We start from the raw sequence: 20,995 nt of genomic DNA, 5'->3' as shown, positions 1-20,995 counted from the left end.
GTATTACAGGAGAAACTAAAATGGAAAAACAGAATAGATGGAGGTTCTGTTTCAATATTATTTTTAAAACAGTAATTCGTTAAATAAGAATAACAATGGAATTAAATTTAGAAAAAATCACTGCAGCAATTAAACGTTTATTACCTCAAAGAAAACTAAGCGATATAGATGGATCTTCTAAAACAACACCAATGAGAAATGGCAGTTTATCTTTTAAGCTGAACGATCCTTTTATAACTAATTTAAGAGACGAAGAAATAAGGTCTAAGATTTACGACCAGCGAAGCCGGGTTGCTTTAGAGGCTTCTGCTGCCGGAATTTGGGATTGGGATATACCGACCAATGTTGTTTTTTATTCATCAGAATCTTTAAAATTATTAGGATTAGATTCTAATGATGTATTTGACAATTTAGAACTTTGGGACAGAGCCTTACATCCCGAAGATCTTCATAAATATTACGCTGCTATTGATAATCATTTAGATGGAAAAACCTCTTATTTTGAAAATCAACACAGGGTTTTAACTTCCAACGGAAAATACAAATGGATTATGAGTCGCGGTAAAGTTATAGAATGTGATAGTCAAGGAAAACCATTAAGACTTGCCGGAACTCATACAGATATTTATTTTCAAAAAGAAAGAGAACTTACATTGATAAGAAACAGTAAATTTTTTGCTTCTAAAAAACGATAAAGAAACATGCTGTTTTGTAATAGATTTAAATTGTGTTGCCACGGAAAATTTTCTTTGGCAATTTTTTTTGATGTATATATTGATTGAAATAATGTCAAATATATCTGTGTATTATTTTATTTATAAAGAGACATTCGACCTCTTTTTTAATCTTTTAATGTTTTCGTTTCTACCTCAGTATTTTGCTTTTTCTATTATTTATTAAAGTAAAAAGCATATATAGAAATTACTATTTAATGATGTGTTTTAATCAAATTCGTAGGTTTATTTTTATGATTTAAGTCTTTTTAATCCAAATATAGCCTTTTACATCTCTTGAATATTTCACAGTTATAGCCTTAAAAGTATGGTTTTCTTTTTCCGTGCAAAATAATTTAAGCATTGAATAATCATAATGTTAAAAATTTGTGGAATTGATAATTCAGAAGCCTTGTAAACTTTTTTCATTGCTTAAAAATCAGTATAAAACCTAAATGTGTCTTAAAGTGGTGTTTTTTTGACGTTTACAGGCTATCGAAATATCTTCCTTTGTCATGTAATAATTTATGTTATTTCTCAAAACAAAAAATTCTATAAACAACTTACTTGTCTTTCAATTATTAAGAGAGCATTAATTGAAGCAAATGTTTAGGTTTTGAAAGTGTAACGTAAAGTTCAGTTTATTAATTTAAAGATTAACGCTATGCAAATTAAGAATACTTTTCTAGGAGTTATAGGTTTACTGTTGTTCTCAACAGTATCTTATGGTCAGGTTGGAGTAGGAACCTTAAGCCCGGAACAATCCTCTCAGTTAGATGTTACCGCTACAAACAAAGGTATATTGATACCTCGTTTAAAACTAACGCAAATTTCATCACAAGTACCTGTAATTGGTACAGCTGCAGTGAGTTTATTAGTTTATAATACAGAGACAATTAATGATGTTACACCTGGTTTTTATTACTGGAATGGAGTAAAATGGGTAAGAATTATTAGTAAAGACGAAATAGGTAGTTTTAGAGAAACGATTACTTCTTTGGTCAACAATGGCAACGGAACATATACCTATTCAAACGAAGCGGGTACAATAACCACCGTTGAGATTGCTAAAGATGTAAAGTCGTATGAGACATTAACATCATTAGCATACAATTCATCAACACAAATTTTGACTTATAAAGATGAAGATGAAAAAACACATGAAATTACTTTAGCAGGTTTAAGAGGTCCTCAGGGATTACCCGGAAAAGATGGACAAGTTGGTGTAGAGGGCGGTTCAGGAGTACCTGGTAATCGAGGAGAAGCAGGCTATCCAGGCGAAGGTGTCAATATATATACGGATAATTCAACAGGAGATGTTTATGTTCAAAATTCTGATGGAACTTGGACAAAGATAAATGGTGACAACGGAAAAGAAGGACAAGTTGGTGTAGAGGGCGGTTCAGGAGTACCTGGTAATCGAGGAGAAGCAGGCTATCCAGGCGAAGGTGTCAATATATATACCGATAATTCAACAGGAGATGTTTACGTTCAAAATTCTGATGGAACGTGGACAAAGATTAATGGTGACAACGGAAAAGACGGTGTTGCTGGACTTCAAGGTGCAGATGGAGCTGATGGAAAAGATTTTAAATATGAAGACTTTACACCAGAGCAATTAGTTGGTTTAACTGGTCCACAAGGTATAGCTGGAACTAGCGGAACTGATGGAGCACAAGGTCCTCAAGGATTGCAAGGTGTTGCAGGAACTAATGGAGCTGATGGAGCAAACGGTATTGATGGAAAGGATTTTAAATATGAAGATTTCACACCAGAACAATTAGTTGGATTAACTGGACCTCAAGGTGTAGCAGGAATCAATGGTGCTGATGGAGCACAAGGTCCTCAGGGATTACAAGGTGTTGCCGGAGCAAATGGAACTGATGGTACAAACGGTATTGATGGAAAAGATTTTAAATATGAAGATTTCACGCCAGAACAATTAGTTGGTTTAACTGGTCCACAAGGTATAGCTGGAACTAACGGAACTGATGGAGCACAAGGTCCTCAAGGATTGCAAGGTGTTGCTGGAGCAAATGGAGCTGACGGTACAAATGGAACTAATGGTATCGACGGAAAAGATTTTAAATATGAAGACTTTACACCAGAGCAATTGGTTGGATTAACAGGTCCTCAAGGTATAGCTGGAACTAATGGTGCTGATGGAGCACAAGGTCCTCAGGGATTACAAGGTGTTGCTGGGGCAAATGGAGCTGATGGAACAAACGGAGTAGATGGAAAAGATTTTAAATATGATGATTTCACGCCAGAACAATTAGTTGGATTAACTGGTCCTCAAGGTATAGCAGGAACCAATGGTGCTGATGGCGCACAAGGTCCTCAGGGATTGCAAGGTGTTGCTGGAACGAATGGAGCTGATGGTGCAAACGGAACTAATGGTATTGACGGAAAAGATTTCAAATATGAAGATTTCACGCCCGAACAATTAGTTGGATTAACTGGACCTCAAGGTATAGCCGGAACTAATGGTGCTGATGGAGCGCAAGGTCCTCAGGGATTACAAGGTATTACCGGAGCAAATGGAACTGATGGAGTAAACGGAGTAGATGGAAAAGATTTTAAATATGAAGATTTCACGCCAGAGCAGTTAGTTGGTTTAACCGGTCCTCAAGGTATAGCAGGAGCAAATGGAACTGATGGCGCACAAGGTCCACAGGGATTACAAGGTGTTGCCGGAGCGAATGGAGCTGACGGAACTAATGGAGTGGATGGAAAAGATTTTAAATATGAAGATTTTACGCCAGAACAATTAGTTGGATTAACAGGTCCACAAGGAGCAGCTGGCGCACAAGGTCTTCAGGGATTACAAGGTGTTGCTGGAACGAATGGAGTTGATGGTACAAACGGAACCAATGGTATTGATGGAAAAGATTTTAAATATGAAGACTTTACACCGGAACAATTAGTTGGTTTAACTGGTCCAGAAGGAGCGGCGGGAGCACAAGGTCCTCAAGGATTACAAGGTGTTGCCGGAGCGAATGGAGCTGACGGTACAAACGGTATTGACGGAAAAGATTTTAAATATGATGATTTCACGCCAGAACAATTAGTTGGCTTAACTGGACCTCAAGGTACTGCCGGAACTAACGGTGCTGATGGAGCACAAGGTATTCAAGGATTACAAGGTGTTGCCGGAGCAAATGGAGCTGATGGAACAAACGGTATTGATGGAAAAGATTTTAAATATGAAGATTTCACGCCAGAGCAATTAGTTGGCTTAACTGGTCCTCAAGGTATAGCAGGAACCAATGGTGCTGATGGTGCACAAGGTCCTCAAGGATTACAAGGTGTTGCCGGAGCGAATGGAGCTGATGGTACAAACGGAACTAATGGTATTGATGGAAAAGATTTTAAATATGAAGACTTTACACCAGAGCAATTAGTTGGTTTAACTGGTCCAGAAGGAGCGGCGGGAGCGCAAGGTCCTCAAGGATTACAAGGTGTTGCAGGAACTAATGGAGCTGACGGAACTAATGGTATTGATGGAAAAGATTTTAAATATGAAGATTTTACACCTGAACAATTAGTTGGCTTAACTGGTCCTCAAGGTACAGCCGGAACAAATGGTAGTGATGGAGCACAAGGTCCTCAGGGATTGCAAGGTGTTGCCGGAGCAAATGGAACTGATGGAGCAAACGGAACTAATGGAGTGGATGGAAAAGATTTTAAATATGAAGATTTTACGCCAGAACAATTAGTTGGATTAACAGGTCCACAAGGTTTAGCTGGAGCTACCGGAGCACAAGGTCCAAAAGGAGATGACGGTGCTGTAGGAGCAACAGGTCCTCAGGGATTACAGGGTATAGCTGGAACTGACGGAAAAGATGGAGTTGATGGCGCAGTTGGCCCTCAAGGAATCCAAGGTTTAACTGGAGCTAACGGAGCACAAGGTCCAAAAGGAGATGATGGTGCTGTAGGAGCAACAGGTCCTCAAGGATTACAAGGTATAGCAGGAACTGATGGAAAAGATGGAGTTGATGGCGCAGTTGGTCCACAAGGTTTAGCTGGAGCTACTGGAGCTCAAGGTCCAAAAGGAGATGACGGTGCTGTAGGAGCTACAGGTCCTCAGGGATTACAAGGTATAGCAGGTCCTGCTGGAGCAAAAGGTGATACTGGAGCTCAAGGTCCAATTGGTTTAACTGGTGCAACGGGAGTTGCTGGTCCACAAGGTTTAACCGGAGCAACTGGAGCGCAAGGTCCAAAAGGAGATGATGGAGCAAGAGGTTTAACCGGAGCTGCAGGTGCACAAGGTCCGATTGGTTTAACAGGTGCAACAGGTGTTGCTGGTCCAAAAGGAGATAAGGGAGATATTGGTGCAACAGGAGCAACAGGCCCTGCAGGTAATCCAGCGCCAGTTTACACGGCTGGAACGGGTATAGCAGTAGATAATACAAACCGTATAATATCTGCTTTAAACACAACCAATTTATGGAATGCAAATCAATTGCAAGGTCGACCAATAAGCACTACAGCTCCAACAGCAAATCAAGTTTTGGGTTGGAACGGAACTAACTGGACGCCCTCAACAATAGCAATTAATGAACCATGGAGAGTTTCCGGAACAACGAATGAAGCTAATGGAAATACTCAGAATATTTATCAAATGGGTAACATAAGTATCGGAACTACTGCTGCATCAACTTATAGATTAAATGTTTCTGGTGGTAATCAATTAATTGGTGGATCAGTTACACCAACATTAAATTTTTTAAGTACTGGTGCTGCGAATACAAATGCTAACGCACAAGGAAGAATTAGTTTTTGGGAATCAGGTGGAGAAAACACCTGGGGTGGTGGATTAGAATTTACGAGTCCGGCAGGTACAGCAATGAATACCTTAGATATTTATGGAGTAGTTTCAGGAGTTAAAAGAACAGTAGCTAGTTTTGATGTGCAAAACGGAAGATTAGGTATCGGAACTTCCGCTCCAGCCAGGGAATTAAGTGTTGTAGGTAATGCTGTTATTTCTAAAACACTACAAATAGATGGCGAAAATCTGGGAGACGGAACTCTGAGAACAGGTCTGTTTTTTGGAAATAATACAAGTGGAGAAGGAATTTCTTCTAATAGAGCTATTGCCGCTAATGGGAATCAAAACGGTTTAGATTTCTGGACCGGGGCTAACAGACGTATGTCTATTATAAACAATGGAAATGTTGGTATTGGGAAACTAGATCCCGGAACAAAATTAGATGTTGTAGGTGTTGTAAGAAGTAATGGTATGAATATTAATAACGGACTTTCATCTGGAAATTACAATAATTCGGCAGAACTTAATTTCGTTCGAACAGCAACAAATGAAAGATGGGTTATGGGATCTTCACTTAATGGCAGAGGAAACGATATTTTTGAATTAGCTCATTTAACAGGAGCTAACCTATTTCAAAATAGAGTTTTTGTATACGATAGAGTGAGTAGCAGTTTTGCAATAAATCAGGCGTCAGCTAATACAGCTTATAGATTTTATGTAAATGGTGCAGCCGGAGGAACAACTACCTGGGCGCAATCGTCAGACAGAAGATATAAAAAAGACATCACGCCTATAGCAAATGCTTTAGAAAAGATTATGAAAATAAACGGAGTAGGTTATAACTGGAGAACAGATGAATTTAAGGAAATGAGTTTTGATCAAAAACACCAATTGGGAGTTATAGCCCAGGATATTGAAGCAGTGTTACCAGAAGCTGTTACGGTTGATGATAAAGGATATTACTCGGTTTCTTACACTACTTTAATTCCTGTACTTGTTGAGGCAGTAAAAGAGCAACAAAATGTAATCGTATTAAAAGATAAAAAGTTGCAAGAGTTAGAACAAACTCAAAAGAAACAACAAGCAGAATTAGAAGACTTAAAAAATGCTGTAAAACAGTTATTGTCTAAAAAATAATTAAAATAGAATTAGCACAGTCTTTTTTAAGGCTGTGCTCAATTTTACTCTTTTAGAAAATCTTATGATAAAGAATAGATTAAAGAACTGTAATTTTTGATAAATCCCTATTTATTTAGTTTATAATACTCTTATTGTTGCTCAAACAACAGTTAATAGTCAAATTGTATCTTAATCTGGTGTTTTTTTGCCGTTTTGGGGTAGCGCGATTTTGTCTCTTTGTATTATAAATTATTAACAATTAAAGTTATGAAATTAAAAAGTACTTTTTACGGAATTATTTGTTCGTTATCCTTTACAACTGTCACTTACAGTCAGGTAGGTATCGGAACGTTAAATCCAGTTCAGTCTTCTCAATTAGATATTACAGCTACAAATAAAGGACTCCTAATACCGCGTGTTCAACTGACTCAATTGTCACTTCAGGCACCAATTATCGGAACTGCAAAAACTAGTTTGTTAGTTTTTAATACGCAAACGATAAATGATTTTACACCGGGATTTTATTTCTGGAATGGCATTAAATGGGTAAGAATAATCAATAAAGAAGATATAGCAGCTTTTAAAGAAACTATAACATCTTTAGCGTATGATGAAGCAAATCAGATGTTGACTTATAAGGATGAAGAAAATAATGTGAATGAAATCAAACTTCAAGGTTTAACTGGTCCACAAGGAGAAGTTGGTCCGCAAGGTTTACCGGGAACAGATGGAGCTGATGGATTAGTTGGTCCGCAAGGTCCACAAGGAGAAATTGGTTTGCAAGGTTTACCGGGAACAAATGGAGCTGATGGATTAGTTGGTCCGCAAGGTCCACAAGGAGAAGTTGGTCCTCAAGGTTTACCGGGAACAAATGGAGTTGATGGATTAGTTGGTCCGCAAGGTCCAAAAGGAGAAATTGGCCCTCAAGGTTTACCCGGAACAAATGGAGTTGACGGATTAGTTGGTCCGCAGGGTTTACCGGGAAGAAACGGAGTTGACGGATTAGCAGGCCCACAAGGTCCGCAAGGAGAAATTGGTCCTCAAGGTTTACCGGGAACAAATGGAATTGATGGAACAAAAGGAGTTGATGGTTTAGCAGGTCCCCAAGGCCCACAAGGAGAAATTGGTCCTCAAGGTTTACCCGGAACAAATGGAATTGATGGAAGAAACGGAGTTGACGGATTAGCAGGCCCACAAGGCCCGCAAGGAGAAATTGGTCCCGAAGGTCCTCAAGGTCCCGCAGGAGCAGCACCTACTACAGGAGCCGGAAATTTATTAGCTAATGATTATATCGCAATTACTGATGGTGCAGGAACTACATTTAAAAATACAACTATTGATCTGGACATCAATAAAGTTAAAACTGATTTGGCTACAGGAACACTTAGTGGTACAGGTGTTATTGGTATTGATACAGGCAGTAATGCACTTTTAAAAAATGCTAACATAAAGATTAATCCAGGTACATCAGGACAAATTTTAACAACTAATGCAGCAGGTTCTGTTGTATGGAACACACCATTTAAGACTTCAGCCATAAAAAGAATTAGAGCTACTGCAGATATTAACATCATTTTTGATGAAGTCATTTTAATTGATGCCAGCTCAGCAGGTTCTGGTACTATTGAATTTCATTTACCCGCATCCGGACCGCTTCCCATATTAATTGGAAAAGTTTTTGCGGTAAAGCGGGTAGATTCTAATAGTACTGCAAAAGTACAAGTGGTTTCGGGTAGAAATGCAACAATTGATGAGACACAAACTATCATAGATCTAAATCCAAAGGAGGCGTATCAGTTTATTATTGAAGCAGTAGCTCCATTTTATAAATATCAGATTCTTGCAAAATATTAATGTTTTTAAGGAGATAGATAAGAATTAGGTATTTCTATTACTTAAAAACAAAAAGAAAGTAACCTTCGCAAAATATTTAAAATAAGCACATTACTATAAAAACTGTGCTTTGATTTCTAAATCTGCGTAAAGCAGCAAATTGAATTCTTATGAAAAATAGATTCCCTTTTATAAAAGTAACAACGATGCTGAGCTTTGCTTTGTGCTGTTCTGTATCGAATGTAAAAGCGCAGTTATTGAATCCGGATCAAATAAAAGTAGAACCTGGGACTTTGGTTTCGGTACATTTTGATTTTAAAAATACGACTACCGGAGAGTTTATCAATGATGGTCAGGTTCATCTCTTTCATCATTATACAAATGACGGAAAGGTTGATTTTACAGCGACACAACAAGGAACAACGTATTTTACAGGACAACAAGAACAAATTATCGACGGGGACATTCCTTCTTCATCTGTTTATTCCCGTTTTAAAAATGTTGTTTTTGATAATGAAGCCGCAGCATCTCCTTTTTTATTGGCAACAGATATTTCGGTTTCAGGAAATTCAAATTTTCAGAAAGGAATTATTGATGCCGATAGTTATAACGGAAAAGTAATTTTTGAAATTAATGGAGTGCATTCCAATACAAGCAATAATAGTTTTGTTGACGGAAGAGTAGCAAAAATTGGTACAGCAGCATTTGAATATCCTGTTGGAGATGCCAATTATTATCGTCCTTCTTTACATGCAAATTCTGCTGATAATTCAGACACTTACACATCACATTATTTTTTACAAAATTCAGATCCTTCTTATCCTCATAATAGCAAACAGGATAATATAAAGCTAATTGATGATACTGAATATTGGGAGATAACAAAAGATAAAGGAGATACTAATATTGTACTTACGCTTACTTTAAACAGAGCGACCACACCAGCATTTATTTATGAAGACAGCAATGGTACCGAAATACAAATTGTAAGATGGGATGTTGCTTCAGGAAAATGGATTTCTGAAGGTGGCGTAACAGATGATGCCCAAACTATGGTAACTGCTCAGGTATCAGGTTACGGAATTTTTACACTGGCGAGAGTTACTAAACCAATAGAAGAAGAGGATGATTTAATTGTTCATAATGCAGTCTCTCCAAACGGTGATGGTAAAAATGATTTTTTCTTTATTAAAGGAATAAACAAATATCCGGACAACACAGTAGAAATTTATAATCGATGGGGAGTATTAGTATATCAAACCAGTGGTTACAATGAAAGTGATCGAGTATTTAGAGGATTCTCAGACGGACGCGCCACTGTAAACAGAGATGCCGGACTACCAACAGGAACTTACTTCTATATCTTAAAATACCGAACCAATGCCCAAAACAAAGAAAAAGCAGGATATCTGTATATCAATCAAAATAATTAAAAAACAATTTATTGTTAGCGAGTATAAATAATATGAATTGTAGAAGTTCAATAGGTTTTTCGCCTGCAATTTATTCTTTAAAAATAATTAAAATGAAGACAAAAAGTATAAGGTTATTGCTAATTATTCTGTTCACTTGTAATTATATAAGTGCCCAGCAAGACGCACAATATACGCAGTATATGTATAATGCAAGTGTTATAAATCCCGCATATGCAGGTTCGCGGGATGCGATGAGTATTTTCGGACTTTACCGCACGCAATGGGTAGGGCTCGAAGGCGCTCCGCAAACAGGAACATTCTCTTTGCATACTCCTATCGAAAATTCGAAAGTAGGTATTGGATTTTCACTCGTAAACGATCGTATCGGACCATCTGACGAAACCAATCTGGGGGTAGATTTATCCTATACAATAGATGTATCGTACCGATATAAATTAGCTTTCGGAATAAAAGGAAGCGCCAATTTATTAAACGTCGATTATACAAAACTTAATATTTATGATCCTACCGATCCCGGATTTCAGGAAAACGTAGAAAATAAAATTTCTCCAAATGTGGGAGCAGGAGTTTACCTGTATTCAGATAATACGTATGTAGGACTTTCGGCGCCGGCATTGCTGGAAACCAGTCATTATAATGGTATGTCTACCTATGTTGCCAAAGAGAAAATTCATTATTACTTCATGGCAGGACATGTTTTTGATTTAAATTATAATCTAAAATTCAAACCATCTGCATTAGTAAAAATGACCGAAGGAGCGCCTTTGCAAGTAGATTTATCGGCTAACTTTTTGTTTAACGAAAAATTCACGGCCGGAGTAGCGTATCGATGGAGCGCAGCCTTAAGCGCATTAGTTGGTTTTCAGGTAAGCGACGGTTTATTTGTAGGATATGCCTATGATGCCGAAACCACAAAATTAGCCAATTACAATTCAGGTTCGCATGAGATCTTCTTACGATTTGAGCTATTCAAAAAATACGATAAGATTGTTTCACCAAGATTCTTCTAAACGATATTTATTATGAAATTAAAAATAGTAGTCAGCATCCTGATTGTAGTCTTAGGATTAGAAAGTTATGCCCAAAATAATAAAATTAAAAAAGCAGAAAAAGAGTATGGTCAACTCGCTTATATCGATGCGATAAAAATTTACGAAAACGTAGCCGAAAAAGGATACAAGTCAGTCGATTTGTTCCAAAAACTTGGAAACTCGTATTATTTTAATGCTCAATTACCGCAGGCCAATAAATGGTATGCAGCACTTTTTGCGCTTAATCAAATCGTTGATCCGGAATATTATTTTCGTTATTCTCAAACGCTTAAATCAGTTGGAGATTATGATGGAGCAGATAGAATGCTAAATGCCTTTAATAAAATAAACAGCAACGATTCAAGAGCCAAATTGTATGAAGCCAACAAAGATTATTATGCAGTAATCAAAGAAAATTCCGAACGTTATGTTATCGAAACTTTAGACATTAATTCTGATTTGTCAGATTACGGAACTTCATTTTTAGGTGATAAAATTGTATTTGCCAGTACCCGCGAACAAAGAGGAATTGCTAAACGAACACAAAAATGGACCAATCAGGCATTTTCGACTTTATATACTGCCAAAGTAAACGCAAATGGTACATTAGAAAAAGCACAACCTTTTTCGAATATTGTAGATTCTAAATTTAACGAAGCTACTCCGGTTTTTACTAAAGATGGCAAAACGATGTATTTTACCCGTAACAATTACAATGAAGGTAAAAAAGGAAAAGATACACAAGGAACTACTTTATTAAAACTATATAAAGCCACGCTTGAAAACGGAAAATGGTCGAATGTAAAAGAACTTCCTTTTAATAGCGATGATTTCAGTACAGCGCATCCTGCTCTTAGCCCTGACGAAAAAACATTATATTTTGCTTCAAACAGACCCGGAACTTTGGGAGAATCTGATATTTATAAAGTAGCAATTTATGATAATAATCTTTTTGGAATACCTGAAAATTTAGGAAACACGATTAATACTGAAGGCAAAGAAACTTTTCCGTTTGTATCAGCAGAAAATGAACTTTATTTTTCTTCCAACGGACATCCGGGATTGGGTGGTTTGGATGTTTTTGTAGCCAAAATAAATTCAAACGGAAGTTTTGGGAATGTTTCTAATGTAGGAACTCCAATAAACGGCTCAATGGATGATTTTGCCTTTATAATTGATACGAATACCAGTAAAGGATATTTTTCGTCTAATCGAGAAGGAGGAAAAGGATACGATGATATCTACCAATTTATCGAAACCAGAAAACTGTCGTGCGAGCAAGTACTGGCAGGAAAAGTTACAGACAAAAAAACGAATTCTTTTTTGGCTGGAGCCAAAGTACTCTTGCTTGATGAGCAAATGAATGTGATAAAAGAACTTTCTACTGATGACAAAGGAAGTTTTAGTTATGAAAAGGCCGAATGCGGAAAAGTATATTACGTAAGAGTTAGTAAAGAGGATTACTTAACCACCGAAGAAAAGGTAACAATACCAACTGAAAAAGGAAAAACAGATATCAATATTGGTTTAGAAAAGAACATCGAAAAAATTACTACCGGAACAGATTTAGCCAAAGTATTTGCCATCGAGATGATTTATTTCGATTTGGATAAATTCAATATTCGTCCCGATGCTGCTTTAGATATTAGTAAAGTCGTTGAGGTCATGAAACAATATCCTACGATGAAAGTTGAGGTAGCTTCGCACACTGATAGCCGCGCTTCTAAAGCTTATAACCTTGCATTATCACAAAAAAGAGCACAATCTACTATGGATTTTATGATAAAATCCGGAATCGATAAAAGCAGATTAATAGCCAAAGGATACGGAGAAAGCCAATTAGTAAATAAATGTGCCGATGGCGTAGCATGTTCTGAAGAAGAACACCAACAAAACAGAAGAAGCCAGTTTATCATTACAGCAATGTAAACCTGGAAACAAATTAACTAGAAGTCATTTTATTGCAAAATAAATAGCGCTCATTCTTTTTTTACCTGTAAAAAAGAATGAGCATACTTCGTTTAATAACATACAAATTAAAGTAAAGAATGAAGAAGAAAAAAGTATTGGTATATGATAGTCAGCATTGTTTTTCGAGATTTTTGAAGTACGAGTTTAAAAAAGATTTTGCATTTGAGGTTTATAAAAACTTCAAAAAATTTGACAATATAATCGAGCATTACGCCATTATGTTGTTTGTCATTCACTCAGACAAAGAATTATACGATCTTCTGCGAATTTATCAAAGAGGAACTCCTTTAATTGTTTGTACCTTTAGTAAAGAAATAAAATCAAAACTCGAAATGATAGACGATCTTTTCTTACTGGATCTATCTAAAGTAAAGTCTGAAATGCGATCAGAACTAAAGTTTTTTCTTCATAATGTAGCGTTTTAATCTATCCTTCAATAACTCTTTCGTTAAATATAATAGATATAAATGCCTTAATTCAATACTTATTTGACCATTTTAAATAAAAAGAATGCGTTTATTTGTAAAAACAGCAATAATTAAACTTGATAGAATGAAATTGAGGAGAAAACCTAAAATGACATTAAAATATTTTTTCGAAAAAAACTTTAATAATGACCAGTTATGGAAATCTAAAATAGAAAATATAGAGCTGCTGGTAGAATTGGTTAATTTAATTCGTCCTAAAAAGCCCAAAAAAATAACCGAAGTCGATTTGTCTCAACTGATTTATCTGCTTCAGGAAAACCAAAATTATCGCGACGGACTGATGGATTGCATCAGTACTAATTTAGAAAATAAAAAGTTCAATAAAATTCTTTCGGATGCAGGGATTCTTCAGGATGCCAATTTCTTTTTTGAAGTTCGCAAGAGAATTTTCGCCAAACTAATTCCCGAGCAGCCCGAAAAAGACACTTTACAATTTATCCTGAATCAGGTATTTTTTGTGAATACAGATTTACTTTGGATTAGTAAAATACCGCAGGAGCAAATTCTGCAATTGTTTTCCCTTTTAAAATTTCGTTCTATTTACGGAGTGCGTGAAGAGAATTCGTCATTTAACGAATTGGTTTTTGCCATGGAAGTTATTACGTATCGCATTTGCGGATCGGCGATGGAAACCGATGTAATCAGAATGGTACCGGAATATGAAAATCTCGAAAGTCCGTTTATTGCCTTTCAGCGGGAATTATTGACAATGAATGAAAAACTGCTTCAATCTCCTGAAAATGTAATAAAAGCAGACGATCTCGATTACAAACAACTGATTATCCTGCACAAACAATGCACGGATTATATCGAAACGGCGTTTAAAAACAGTAATAAATTTGGTATTTCGCTGCACGTCAATCAAAGTTTGTTGCGCATTCGTCAGCAACTCGATCGCCTAAGATCTTTATTACCACTTTTAATACAAGGGACCGAAGAAGATGCGAACAGAAACACGATTTACCTTTCGTATAAACTGATTAAATACAATTGTAACAAAAACAATATTCAGAAATTAGTCAACGAGAGTACGCAACTTTTATCGTATGAAATAACGCAACATACTGCCAATACAGGAGAACATTATATTACCAACAGCCGTAAAGAGTATTTTAAAATGCTTTATTCAGCAGCGGGCGGAGGTTTTATTGTAGGGATATTGTGTATCATCAAACTCTTATTAGGTAAAGTACATGCCAGTGGTTTTAGTCATATGTTTTTATACAGCATGAACTATTCTATAGGATTCATCATTATTTATATACTTGGGTTTACTTTGGCCACCAAACAACCTGCAATGACAGCCTCTGCATTAGTAAGAGCTTTGCAGGAAGGTTTCAAACAAAAAGCACAGGATAAAAAAGAGTACAAGTATAAAGAGTTTGCCATATTTTTTGCCCGAGTATTTCGCTCGCAGTTTATTGCTTTTGTAGGGAACGTAATGATTGCTTTTCCGGTTTCACTATTTGGAATTTGGGCTATCGATCAAATCTTTCATTATAATATTGCAGAGCAAAAATGGCCTGTTTTGCTTAATGATTTAAACCCAATTTATTCTCCGGCAATTCTTCACGCTGCCATAGCTGGGGTTTTTCTGTTTTTATCCGGGATTATTGCGGGTAGTATTGCCAATCGCGATAAACACAACCATATTTATTACCGTATTCAGGAACATCCATTACTTAAAATGAGTTTAGGAAAAAAATGGACCAAGAAATTGGCATCATTATACGAAAAAAAATGGGCAGGAATTATTTCTAATTTCTGGTTTGGTGTTTTCATGGGAAGTACCGTTTTCATCGGGATTTTCTTTGGCTTAAATATCGATATCAGGCACATTACTTTTGCCAGCGGAAACTTTGCAATGGGTTTATATGGCGCTAACTTTTATGTAGACGAATGGATGTTTTTTTGGTCCGTTTTAGGTATTGGGCTTATTGGTTTGGTGAATTTTATGGTGAGTTTTAGTTTGTCGCTAGGGCTTGCATTTCGTTCAAGAAACATTCCGCTTTCAGAATTAAGACAAGTAGCAAGAGCGATCTTTAGATATTTTAGGAGCAAACCTTTGCAGTTCTTTTTTCCACCAAAAAATAGTGCAGTATCAGAATAATATTTTTGATTTCTTATAAATAAAAAACCATTGGTAAACCAGTTCAGGTTTACCAATGGTTTAATACTAAATAATCTTTAATTATTTATTTTTTGCCAGAAATTCATCGCTTGATAGTACTGTCGCGTACAAACCACCAAGAGCATTTAATCCGGCTAGAAAAGCAGTATTAATTTGGCTTGCCGGAACTACTTTTCCGTTCAGTTCACGATCTCTTGTTGCAACAGCATCGCTAATCAAAGTATTATTAAATCCGTTGTCCGTCGAAGCTCTTACGGTTGCATCGATACAAACATCAGTCATCATACCGGCGAAAACCAGATTGGTAATATTATTTTCGTGCAGATATTCTAATAATTTGGTATCTCTAAAACTGTTAGGATAATTTTTTGTAATTACTTTTTCGTTGGCAAGAGGAGCAACAATTGAATTAATTTCGGCACCTTTTGTATTGGGCAGAAAAAATGTGGCACCTTCTTGCAATGCAATATGCTGAACATGTATTACGGGCATTTTGTTTTCTCTAAAATAAGATAAAACCTCTTTTGCTTTTAGTGCCGCTTTTTCAGGTTCAACCAGTTCCATAGTTCCGCCTGGGAAATAATCATTTTGAATATCAATAATAATTAATGCTGTTTTTTCTTTTTTTGAATTTTCCATTTCTTTTGTGTTTTGAATTGTTGAATCATTTTTTTTATTGCACGCTATTGTAGTAGCGATTATGAGCAATAGTGAAGCTAATTTTTTCATGTCTTAAATATTTTTGTCAAAGGTATAGCGATACAAAAAATAGATCCGTTGAACTAGTTCACCAAATGCTTAAAATGAAATAAATCAGCACATAAAGTATCATGTTGGTTCAGGAAATCAATATTTTTTTTACATTAGAAAACCGCAATAAATTCATCTTATAAAACAAATGACAGAACAAAACCTATTTTACGAAAACATAAAAAAGTATATAGATCTTTCTGAAACTGAGTTTGCAAAACTGAGTTCGTTTTATCATATCGAAGAAATTCAAAAAAATCAGATGCTACTTTCTGAGGGAGAAGTTTGTGATTTTGAAGGATACATATTAGAAGGTTGTTTTAAAATTTTCTATAATGAAGACAATATCAAAGAGCATATTTTATACTTTGCCGTAGAAGATTGGTGGGTTTTGGATATCGGAAGTTTTGTCTCGGGAACGCCTTCAAAACTCAATATTCAGGCTCTCGAAGATTGCAAAATAATCATGATCAGCAAAGAGCAAAAAGAAAAACTCTATCAGGAAATGCCTCAAACCGAAAGACTTTTTAGGCTGATGAATCAAAAAGCGTTAGAGTCAATTCAGTTGCGGATGATTAGTATGCTCAATAAAACCGCAGACAAACGTTATTTGGAGTTTAAAAGCAAATACCCAACGCTCGAACAAAGAATTCCCCAACATCAAATTGCCGCTTATTTAGGTATCTCACATGAATTTTTAAGTAAAATAAGAAAGAAATTGCTGTAATATTTTGTTGCTTTCTAAAAGATGAAAATTAAATTTATAGCTGTTTACTGGTTTTATTTTTAAATAGTTATAATGTCTTAATCTGTCATTTTTTTGATTTATTTGGTCCCCTTAAAATATTTGCCCGCAGTATTTTTGTAGCTGTAAATTATAGTTTACAATACTGTGAATTCTCGTTGTGAGTCGCATTTATTTTAATGGCAAAATAAATTTTATGAAAGTATTAAATGTAATAGCATTTTTATGTGTTAGTTTTTTTGTGAATGCAAAAGAATATAAAAATGATACCATACCCGCTACTATAAAAATAGATAGATTTGATAGTCAATTGGCAGAAGTTAAAGAAGCATTAAAAAAGAATGCAGGTTATAACTCTAAAATTGCCTTTTTTGTTGATATGCAAATAAAGTCCGGCAAGTATCGGTTTTTTGTATACGATTTAATTAAAAACACAATCATAGATCAGGGATTAGTTGCTCACGGATCAGGATCTGAAACCAAGGTTAAAGGAGATTTAAAATTCAGTAACGAAGTTAATTCCCGTTCAACTTCTTTAGGCCGATATACTGTTGGAAGATCGTATAAAGGAATGTTTGGTAAAGCTTATAAATTAGCCGGTTTAGACGCAACCAATAGTAATGCCGAAAAGAGAGCCATCGTTTTGCATTCTTACTCTGCAGTACCTTCAGAAGAGCAGGATTACTATATTTCAAATAGTCAGGGCTGTCCGATGATAAGCGAAGACTTCTTCAAAAAAATAGAAAAGATTATTGACACTTCAAAATCAAAAATACTTTTGAATATCTATTATTAGAATAAGAAAAAATACAATTCAGGAAAGGAGCAAGGTCTAAAATTACACGTAGTTTTAAACCTTGCTTTTTTGTGTTATTTTAGTTTTACTTGCAATAAAAGCTAATCAAGAATAGCGAATTTCGACATTATTTTTCTTTATAACCTCAAATCCAAAACGCTTTAAAACTATTGCGTTAGTCTAATTTATTACTCTATAAAACAAAGAACCAATCGTTCGAATAAAATTTTTTTAAAAATATTTTTTATACTAAAACGTTTTAGTAGATTTGCCAACATGATATCGCTTTTTTGCGTATTAATGAATGTTTGTAGTGTATAATTTTTTAATTGTAACGCAGAGTGTTAAAATTTTAATCATACTATTCATTGTTCGTTAATCTTCAGATTTAAAAGAAATTATCTAATCTAATTTATAATCGAATACACATTGCGAATTAAATGAAAACACCCTTATTTTTTTATTACTTCATAGTACTCCTTTTTTCGGTAAATTATTCTAATGCTCAGGATTGGCCGAACTTAAATCGTTATAAAGACGAAAATGCTAAAGTTCCTGTCCTGAGTGCTAAAGATCATAGTCGGGTAGTTTTTATGGGAAATTCTATTACAGAAGGCTGGATCAATAAACGACCTGAATTTTTCAATGCAAAAAAATATATTAATAGAGGAATAAGCGGTCAGACAACGCCACAAATGTTATTGCGTTTTCGACAAGATGTTATTGCTTTAAAACCTTCTGTAGTGGTTATTCTGGCCGGAATAAATGATATCGCTCAAAATACCGGACCATATACTATAGAAGCTACATCCGGAAATATTTTTTCGATGTGCGAACTGGCAAAGCAAAACGGAATAAAAGCAATTATTTGCTCGGTACTTCCTGCATTTGATTTTCCGTGGAAACCTGGTTTAGAACCCGCCCAAAAAGTGATACAGCTCAATAACGTGCTCAAAGCATACGCAGAACAACATAAACTTCTTTACGTAGATTATTTTTCTGCGATGGTAAACGAACAAATGGGTTTAAAAAAAGAATTGGGTACAGATGGGGTGCATCCTAACGAAGCGGGATATGCTATTATGGAACCTATTTTAGAGAAAGCGATTTCTAAAGCACTCAAAAAGTAAATTACAAATTTTCTGAATTTATAATTCAAGAAAAGTAATTCAGGAGAATAGTATTGTTTTTTGACAATATAGTATCGGATGTTAAAAGTCTTTCTTTTTAGGTTTGAATATTATTTTAAAAAGCTAGAAAGTAACTTATCCACAACAAAATAGAGAAAAAATAGAGATAATTAATTGAATTGATTATGAGTAAAAAAATAATTAAAATGAGTAAGAAATGTCAATAACAATAGGTGTAGATATTGGAGGAAGCCACATAAGCAGTGCTGCTGTAAATGGTAATGATTTTGTGATAATTCCGGGAACATATTTTAGCGGAGCTGTAGACAGCAAAGCTTCTAAAGAAGTGATTATAAAAAAATGGGCAGATATTATTAATCAAACCATCCAGATCATTCAGGAAACATACGACTATTCTTTGAGTGATACTATTGGGATCGCTTTTTCTATGCCTGGTCCGTTTCAGTACGAAACCGGAATAGCAATGTTTGAAGGAAATGATAAGTACGAATCTTTATATAATGTGTCGGTTTCAGAAGAACTTTTAAAATATTTAAGCACCCAAAATGTGAGTTTCAGGTTTCTTAATGACGCCAGCTGTTTTGGAGTAGGAGGATCGCTTAAACAAGAATCTTATGCGAATAGTAAAGTAATCGCGATAACTCTGGGAACCGGTTTTGGAGCTGCTTTTTTAGACAACAAATTACCTATTACTCAAGGAAGTAATGTGCCGCATAATGGTTGTTTGTGGGACAAACCTTTTGCGGACAGTATTGCAGATAATTATTTTTCGACAAGATGGTTTTTAAGTCAGTACGAAAGTATTACAGGAAATAAATTAACGGATGGAGTAAAGGAAATTGCAGGTATTGAAGATTACTCTACAGCAAAAATATTTGATGATTTTGCTAATAATTTAAGCGAATTTTTAGCGCCTTTTATTATTGATTTCCAAGCTGACCTTTTGATTCTTGGCGGAAATATTGCCAAATCGAATCGATTGTTTTTAACTAAATTTCAGGAAAACTTAAAAAGTAAAAATATAGACATAGCAATTTCTATTGTTGAAAATACGGAGCAAACGAGTATTTTGGGATCAAGTTATTTGTTTAATGAAGTTTTTTGGGAACGAATTAAAGCAGAATTACCGTACTTTTAAGTAATAAAATAATAAAAAAGAAGATCATGAATATCAAAATAGAAGATAAAGACAGTAAAGCAATTGTGTTTGATAAAATTAGAACTGAAATCGAGAAACACAATTTTAGCATCATCAATGAAGATCAGACGAGACCCTGGGGTGGTTTTTTTGTAATTGAAGAAAGTCAGGCAAGTGATTTTATCACTAAGTTTTTCCCGCATTTAAAACTTGACGAAGTACAAATAACAAACAAATTAAGCCCAAAAATTTTGGTGGTAGCTCCGGAGAAAAGACTTTCGTGGCAATACCATTTTAGAAGAGCTGAAATCTGGAAAGTAGTAGAAGGTCCGGTTGGAGTTAAAATTAGCGATACAGATGAAGAAGGTGAATTAAAAACATTGCAAAATGGTGATTTTATCCAGATGGATAAAGGAGAACGTCACCGTCTGATAGGTTTGGATTCGTGGGGCGTAATTGCCGAAATCTGGCAACATACAGATCAGGATAATCCTTCAGATGAAGATGATATTGTGCGACTTCAGGATGATTTTGGGCGTTAATAAAAAGTAATCTCGCAAAGGTTTAAACTCAATATTGTCATTTCGACGAAGGAGAAATCACACAAGAAGTCACACAAGAAATTCCATATAGAATGTAGCCAATCTTTGTCGAGCTATATGTGTGATCCTTCGTTCCTCAGGATGACAAACTAGACGAAAACATTATTATAAAAATGATTGCCCTAGCCCCGATAGAAGTGGAAATCCTTTTGTGCCGGGGTTCGGCACAAAAGATTGGAATGGATAGCGGGATTAGCTCCTAAACAAAAAGATTCGGTTTTATCTTTAGTAATTGAAATAAGATCTAAGATTTTTATTTAAGTAAAATAGTACTAATTTAAGACCACAATAATAACTTTACTATATTTGAGCAAAAAATT

14 protein-coding genes are annotated in these 20,995 nt (G+C 35.4%); 13 read left to right on the top strand and 1 reads right to left on the bottom strand.

Translation table 11 applies throughout. From position 1 onward, the window contains the following. Window positions 1-95: 95 nt before the first annotated feature. The 8 genes from FLACOL7796_RS09540 to FLACOL7796_RS09505 all read left to right on the top strand — a co-directional run bounded on the left by FLACOL7796_RS09540 (window position 96) and on the right by FLACOL7796_RS09505 (window position 15,472). A complete protein-coding gene (locus FLACOL7796_RS09540; RefSeq protein ID WP_173970570.1) occupies window positions 96-695 on the top strand; it encodes a PAS domain-containing protein in 600 nt (199 codons plus the stop codon). Window positions 696-1,377: 682 nt separating this feature from the next. Beyond that, a complete protein-coding gene (locus tag FLACOL7796_RS09535) occupies window positions 1,378-6,621 on the top strand; it encodes a tail fiber domain-containing protein (protein ID WP_173970569.1) in 5,244 nt (1,747 codons plus the stop codon). 249 nt (window positions 6,622-6,870) lie between these two features. Continuing rightward, window positions 6,871-8,457 (top strand): collagen-like domain-containing protein, encoded by a 1,587-nt coding sequence (locus FLACOL7796_RS09530; RefSeq protein WP_197913322.1) that lies wholly within the window; start codon window positions 6,871-6,873, stop codon window positions 8,455-8,457. A 149-nt stretch (window positions 8,458-8,606) separates the two neighbouring features. Next, on the top strand, window positions 8,607-9,869 hold the full coding sequence (locus FLACOL7796_RS09525) for a gliding motility-associated C-terminal domain-containing protein (RefSeq protein ID WP_173970568.1): 1,263 nt from the start codon (window positions 8,607-8,609) through the stop codon (window positions 9,867-9,869). 92 nt (window positions 9,870-9,961) lie between these two features. Next, window positions 9,962-10,882: a PorP/SprF family type IX secretion system membrane protein gene (locus FLACOL7796_RS09520; protein WP_173970567.1), complete on the top strand. Its 921-nt coding sequence runs from the start codon at window positions 9,962-9,964 to the stop codon at window positions 10,880-10,882. A 12-nt stretch (window positions 10,883-10,894) separates the two neighbouring features. Further along, complete coding sequence (locus FLACOL7796_RS09515; protein ID WP_173970566.1) at window positions 10,895-12,832, top strand: OmpA family protein; 1,938 nt, start codon at window positions 10,895-10,897, stop codon at window positions 12,830-12,832. A 119-nt stretch (window positions 12,833-12,951) separates the two neighbouring features. Next, entirely contained in the window at window positions 12,952-13,299 is a 348-nt protein-coding gene (locus FLACOL7796_RS09510; RefSeq protein ID WP_173970565.1) for a hypothetical protein, read from the top strand. Window positions 13,300-13,426: 127 nt separating this feature from the next. After that, the gene (locus FLACOL7796_RS09505; protein WP_173970564.1) at window positions 13,427-15,472 is read left to right on the top strand and encodes a site-specific recombinase; all 2,046 of its coding nucleotides are present in this window, start codon (window positions 13,427-13,429) and stop codon (window positions 15,470-15,472) included. A gap of 81 nt (window positions 15,473-15,553) precedes the next feature. Here the strand turns inward: FLACOL7796_RS09505 and FLACOL7796_RS09500 are convergent, their stop codons facing one another. After that, window positions 15,554-16,132 carry a cysteine hydrolase family protein gene (locus FLACOL7796_RS09500; protein WP_173970563.1) on the bottom strand — a complete coding sequence of 193 codons (579 nt, stop codon included), beginning with the start codon at window positions 16,130-16,132 and terminating at the stop codon, window positions 15,554-15,556. Window positions 16,133-16,391: 259 nt separating this feature from the next. On the opposite strand from FLACOL7796_RS09500, the gene FLACOL7796_RS09495 reads away from it, so the two are divergent. The 5 genes from FLACOL7796_RS09495 to FLACOL7796_RS09475 all read left to right on the top strand — a co-directional run bounded on the left by FLACOL7796_RS09495 (window position 16,392) and on the right by FLACOL7796_RS09475 (window position 20,615). Further along, a complete protein-coding gene (locus tag FLACOL7796_RS09495; protein ID WP_173970562.1) occupies window positions 16,392-16,970 on the top strand; it encodes a Crp/Fnr family transcriptional regulator in 579 nt (192 codons plus the stop codon). Between the two features lie 214 nt (window positions 16,971-17,184). Further along, window positions 17,185-17,784, top strand: a complete 600-nt coding sequence (locus tag FLACOL7796_RS09490; RefSeq protein ID WP_173970561.1) for a murein L,D-transpeptidase catalytic domain-containing protein — start codon at window positions 17,185-17,187, stop codon at window positions 17,782-17,784. A 440-nt stretch (window positions 17,785-18,224) separates the two neighbouring features. Beyond that, on the top strand, window positions 18,225-18,914 hold the full coding sequence (locus FLACOL7796_RS09485) for an SGNH/GDSL hydrolase family protein (RefSeq protein WP_173970560.1): 690 nt from the start codon (window positions 18,225-18,227) through the stop codon (window positions 18,912-18,914). 217 nt (window positions 18,915-19,131) lie between these two features. After that, window positions 19,132-20,073: an ROK family protein gene (locus FLACOL7796_RS09480; protein WP_173970559.1), complete on the top strand. Its 942-nt coding sequence runs from the start codon at window positions 19,132-19,134 to the stop codon at window positions 20,071-20,073. 26 nt (window positions 20,074-20,099) lie between these two features. Beyond that, window positions 20,100-20,615: a cupin domain-containing protein gene (locus FLACOL7796_RS09475; protein ID WP_173970558.1), complete on the top strand. Its 516-nt coding sequence runs from the start codon at window positions 20,100-20,102 to the stop codon at window positions 20,613-20,615. The last annotated feature ends 380 nt before the right edge of the window (window positions 20,616-20,995 follow it).

The sequence above is a fragment of the Flavobacterium bizetiae genome (assembly GCF_902804475.1).
Classification (GTDB): domain Bacteria; phylum Bacteroidota; class Bacteroidia; order Flavobacteriales; family Flavobacteriaceae; genus Flavobacterium; species Flavobacterium bizetiae.
Note: the sequence above shows the minus strand (reverse complement) of the source record. Positions and strands in the feature narration are given on the sequence as shown.

Excerpts from the sequence above, each read along its gene's own strand:
- FLACOL7796_RS09495 (WP_173970562.1), top strand. The coding sequence starts at position 16,392 with ATGACAGAACAAAACCTATTTTACGAAAACATAAAAAAGTATATAGAT.
- FLACOL7796_RS09540 (WP_173970570.1), top strand. The coding sequence starts at position 96 with ATGGAATTAAATTTAGAAAAAATCACTGCAGCAATTAAACGTTTATTA.
- FLACOL7796_RS09480 (WP_173970559.1), top strand. The coding sequence starts at position 19,132 with ATGTCAATAACAATAGGTGTAGATATTGGAGGAAGCCACATAAGCAGT.
- FLACOL7796_RS09490 (WP_173970561.1), top strand. The coding sequence starts at position 17,185 with ATGAAAGTATTAAATGTAATAGCATTTTTATGTGTTAGTTTTTTTGTG.
- FLACOL7796_RS09515 (WP_173970566.1), top strand. The coding sequence starts at position 10,895 with ATGAAATTAAAAATAGTAGTCAGCATCCTGATTGTAGTCTTAGGATTA.
- FLACOL7796_RS09525 (WP_173970568.1), top strand. The coding sequence starts at position 8,607 with ATGAAAAATAGATTCCCTTTTATAAAAGTAACAACGATGCTGAGCTTT.
- FLACOL7796_RS09520 (WP_173970567.1), top strand. The coding sequence starts at position 9,962 with ATGAAGACAAAAAGTATAAGGTTATTGCTAATTATTCTGTTCACTTGT.
- FLACOL7796_RS09505 (WP_173970564.1), top strand. The coding sequence starts at position 13,427 with ATGAAATTGAGGAGAAAACCTAAAATGACATTAAAATATTTTTTCGAA.
- FLACOL7796_RS09535 (WP_173970569.1), top strand. The coding sequence starts at position 1,378 with ATGCAAATTAAGAATACTTTTCTAGGAGTTATAGGTTTACTGTTGTTC.
- FLACOL7796_RS09475 (WP_173970558.1), top strand. The coding sequence starts at position 20,100 with ATGAATATCAAAATAGAAGATAAAGACAGTAAAGCAATTGTGTTTGAT.
- FLACOL7796_RS09485 (WP_173970560.1), top strand. The coding sequence starts at position 18,225 with ATGAAAACACCCTTATTTTTTTATTACTTCATAGTACTCCTTTTTTCG.
- FLACOL7796_RS09500 (WP_173970563.1), bottom strand. The coding sequence starts at position 16,132 with ATGGAAAATTCAAAAAAAGAAAAAACAGCATTAATTATTATTGATATT.
- FLACOL7796_RS09530 (WP_197913322.1), top strand. The coding sequence starts at position 6,871 with ATGAAATTAAAAAGTACTTTTTACGGAATTATTTGTTCGTTATCCTTT.
- FLACOL7796_RS09510 (WP_173970565.1), top strand. The coding sequence starts at position 12,952 with ATGAAGAAGAAAAAAGTATTGGTATATGATAGTCAGCATTGTTTTTCG.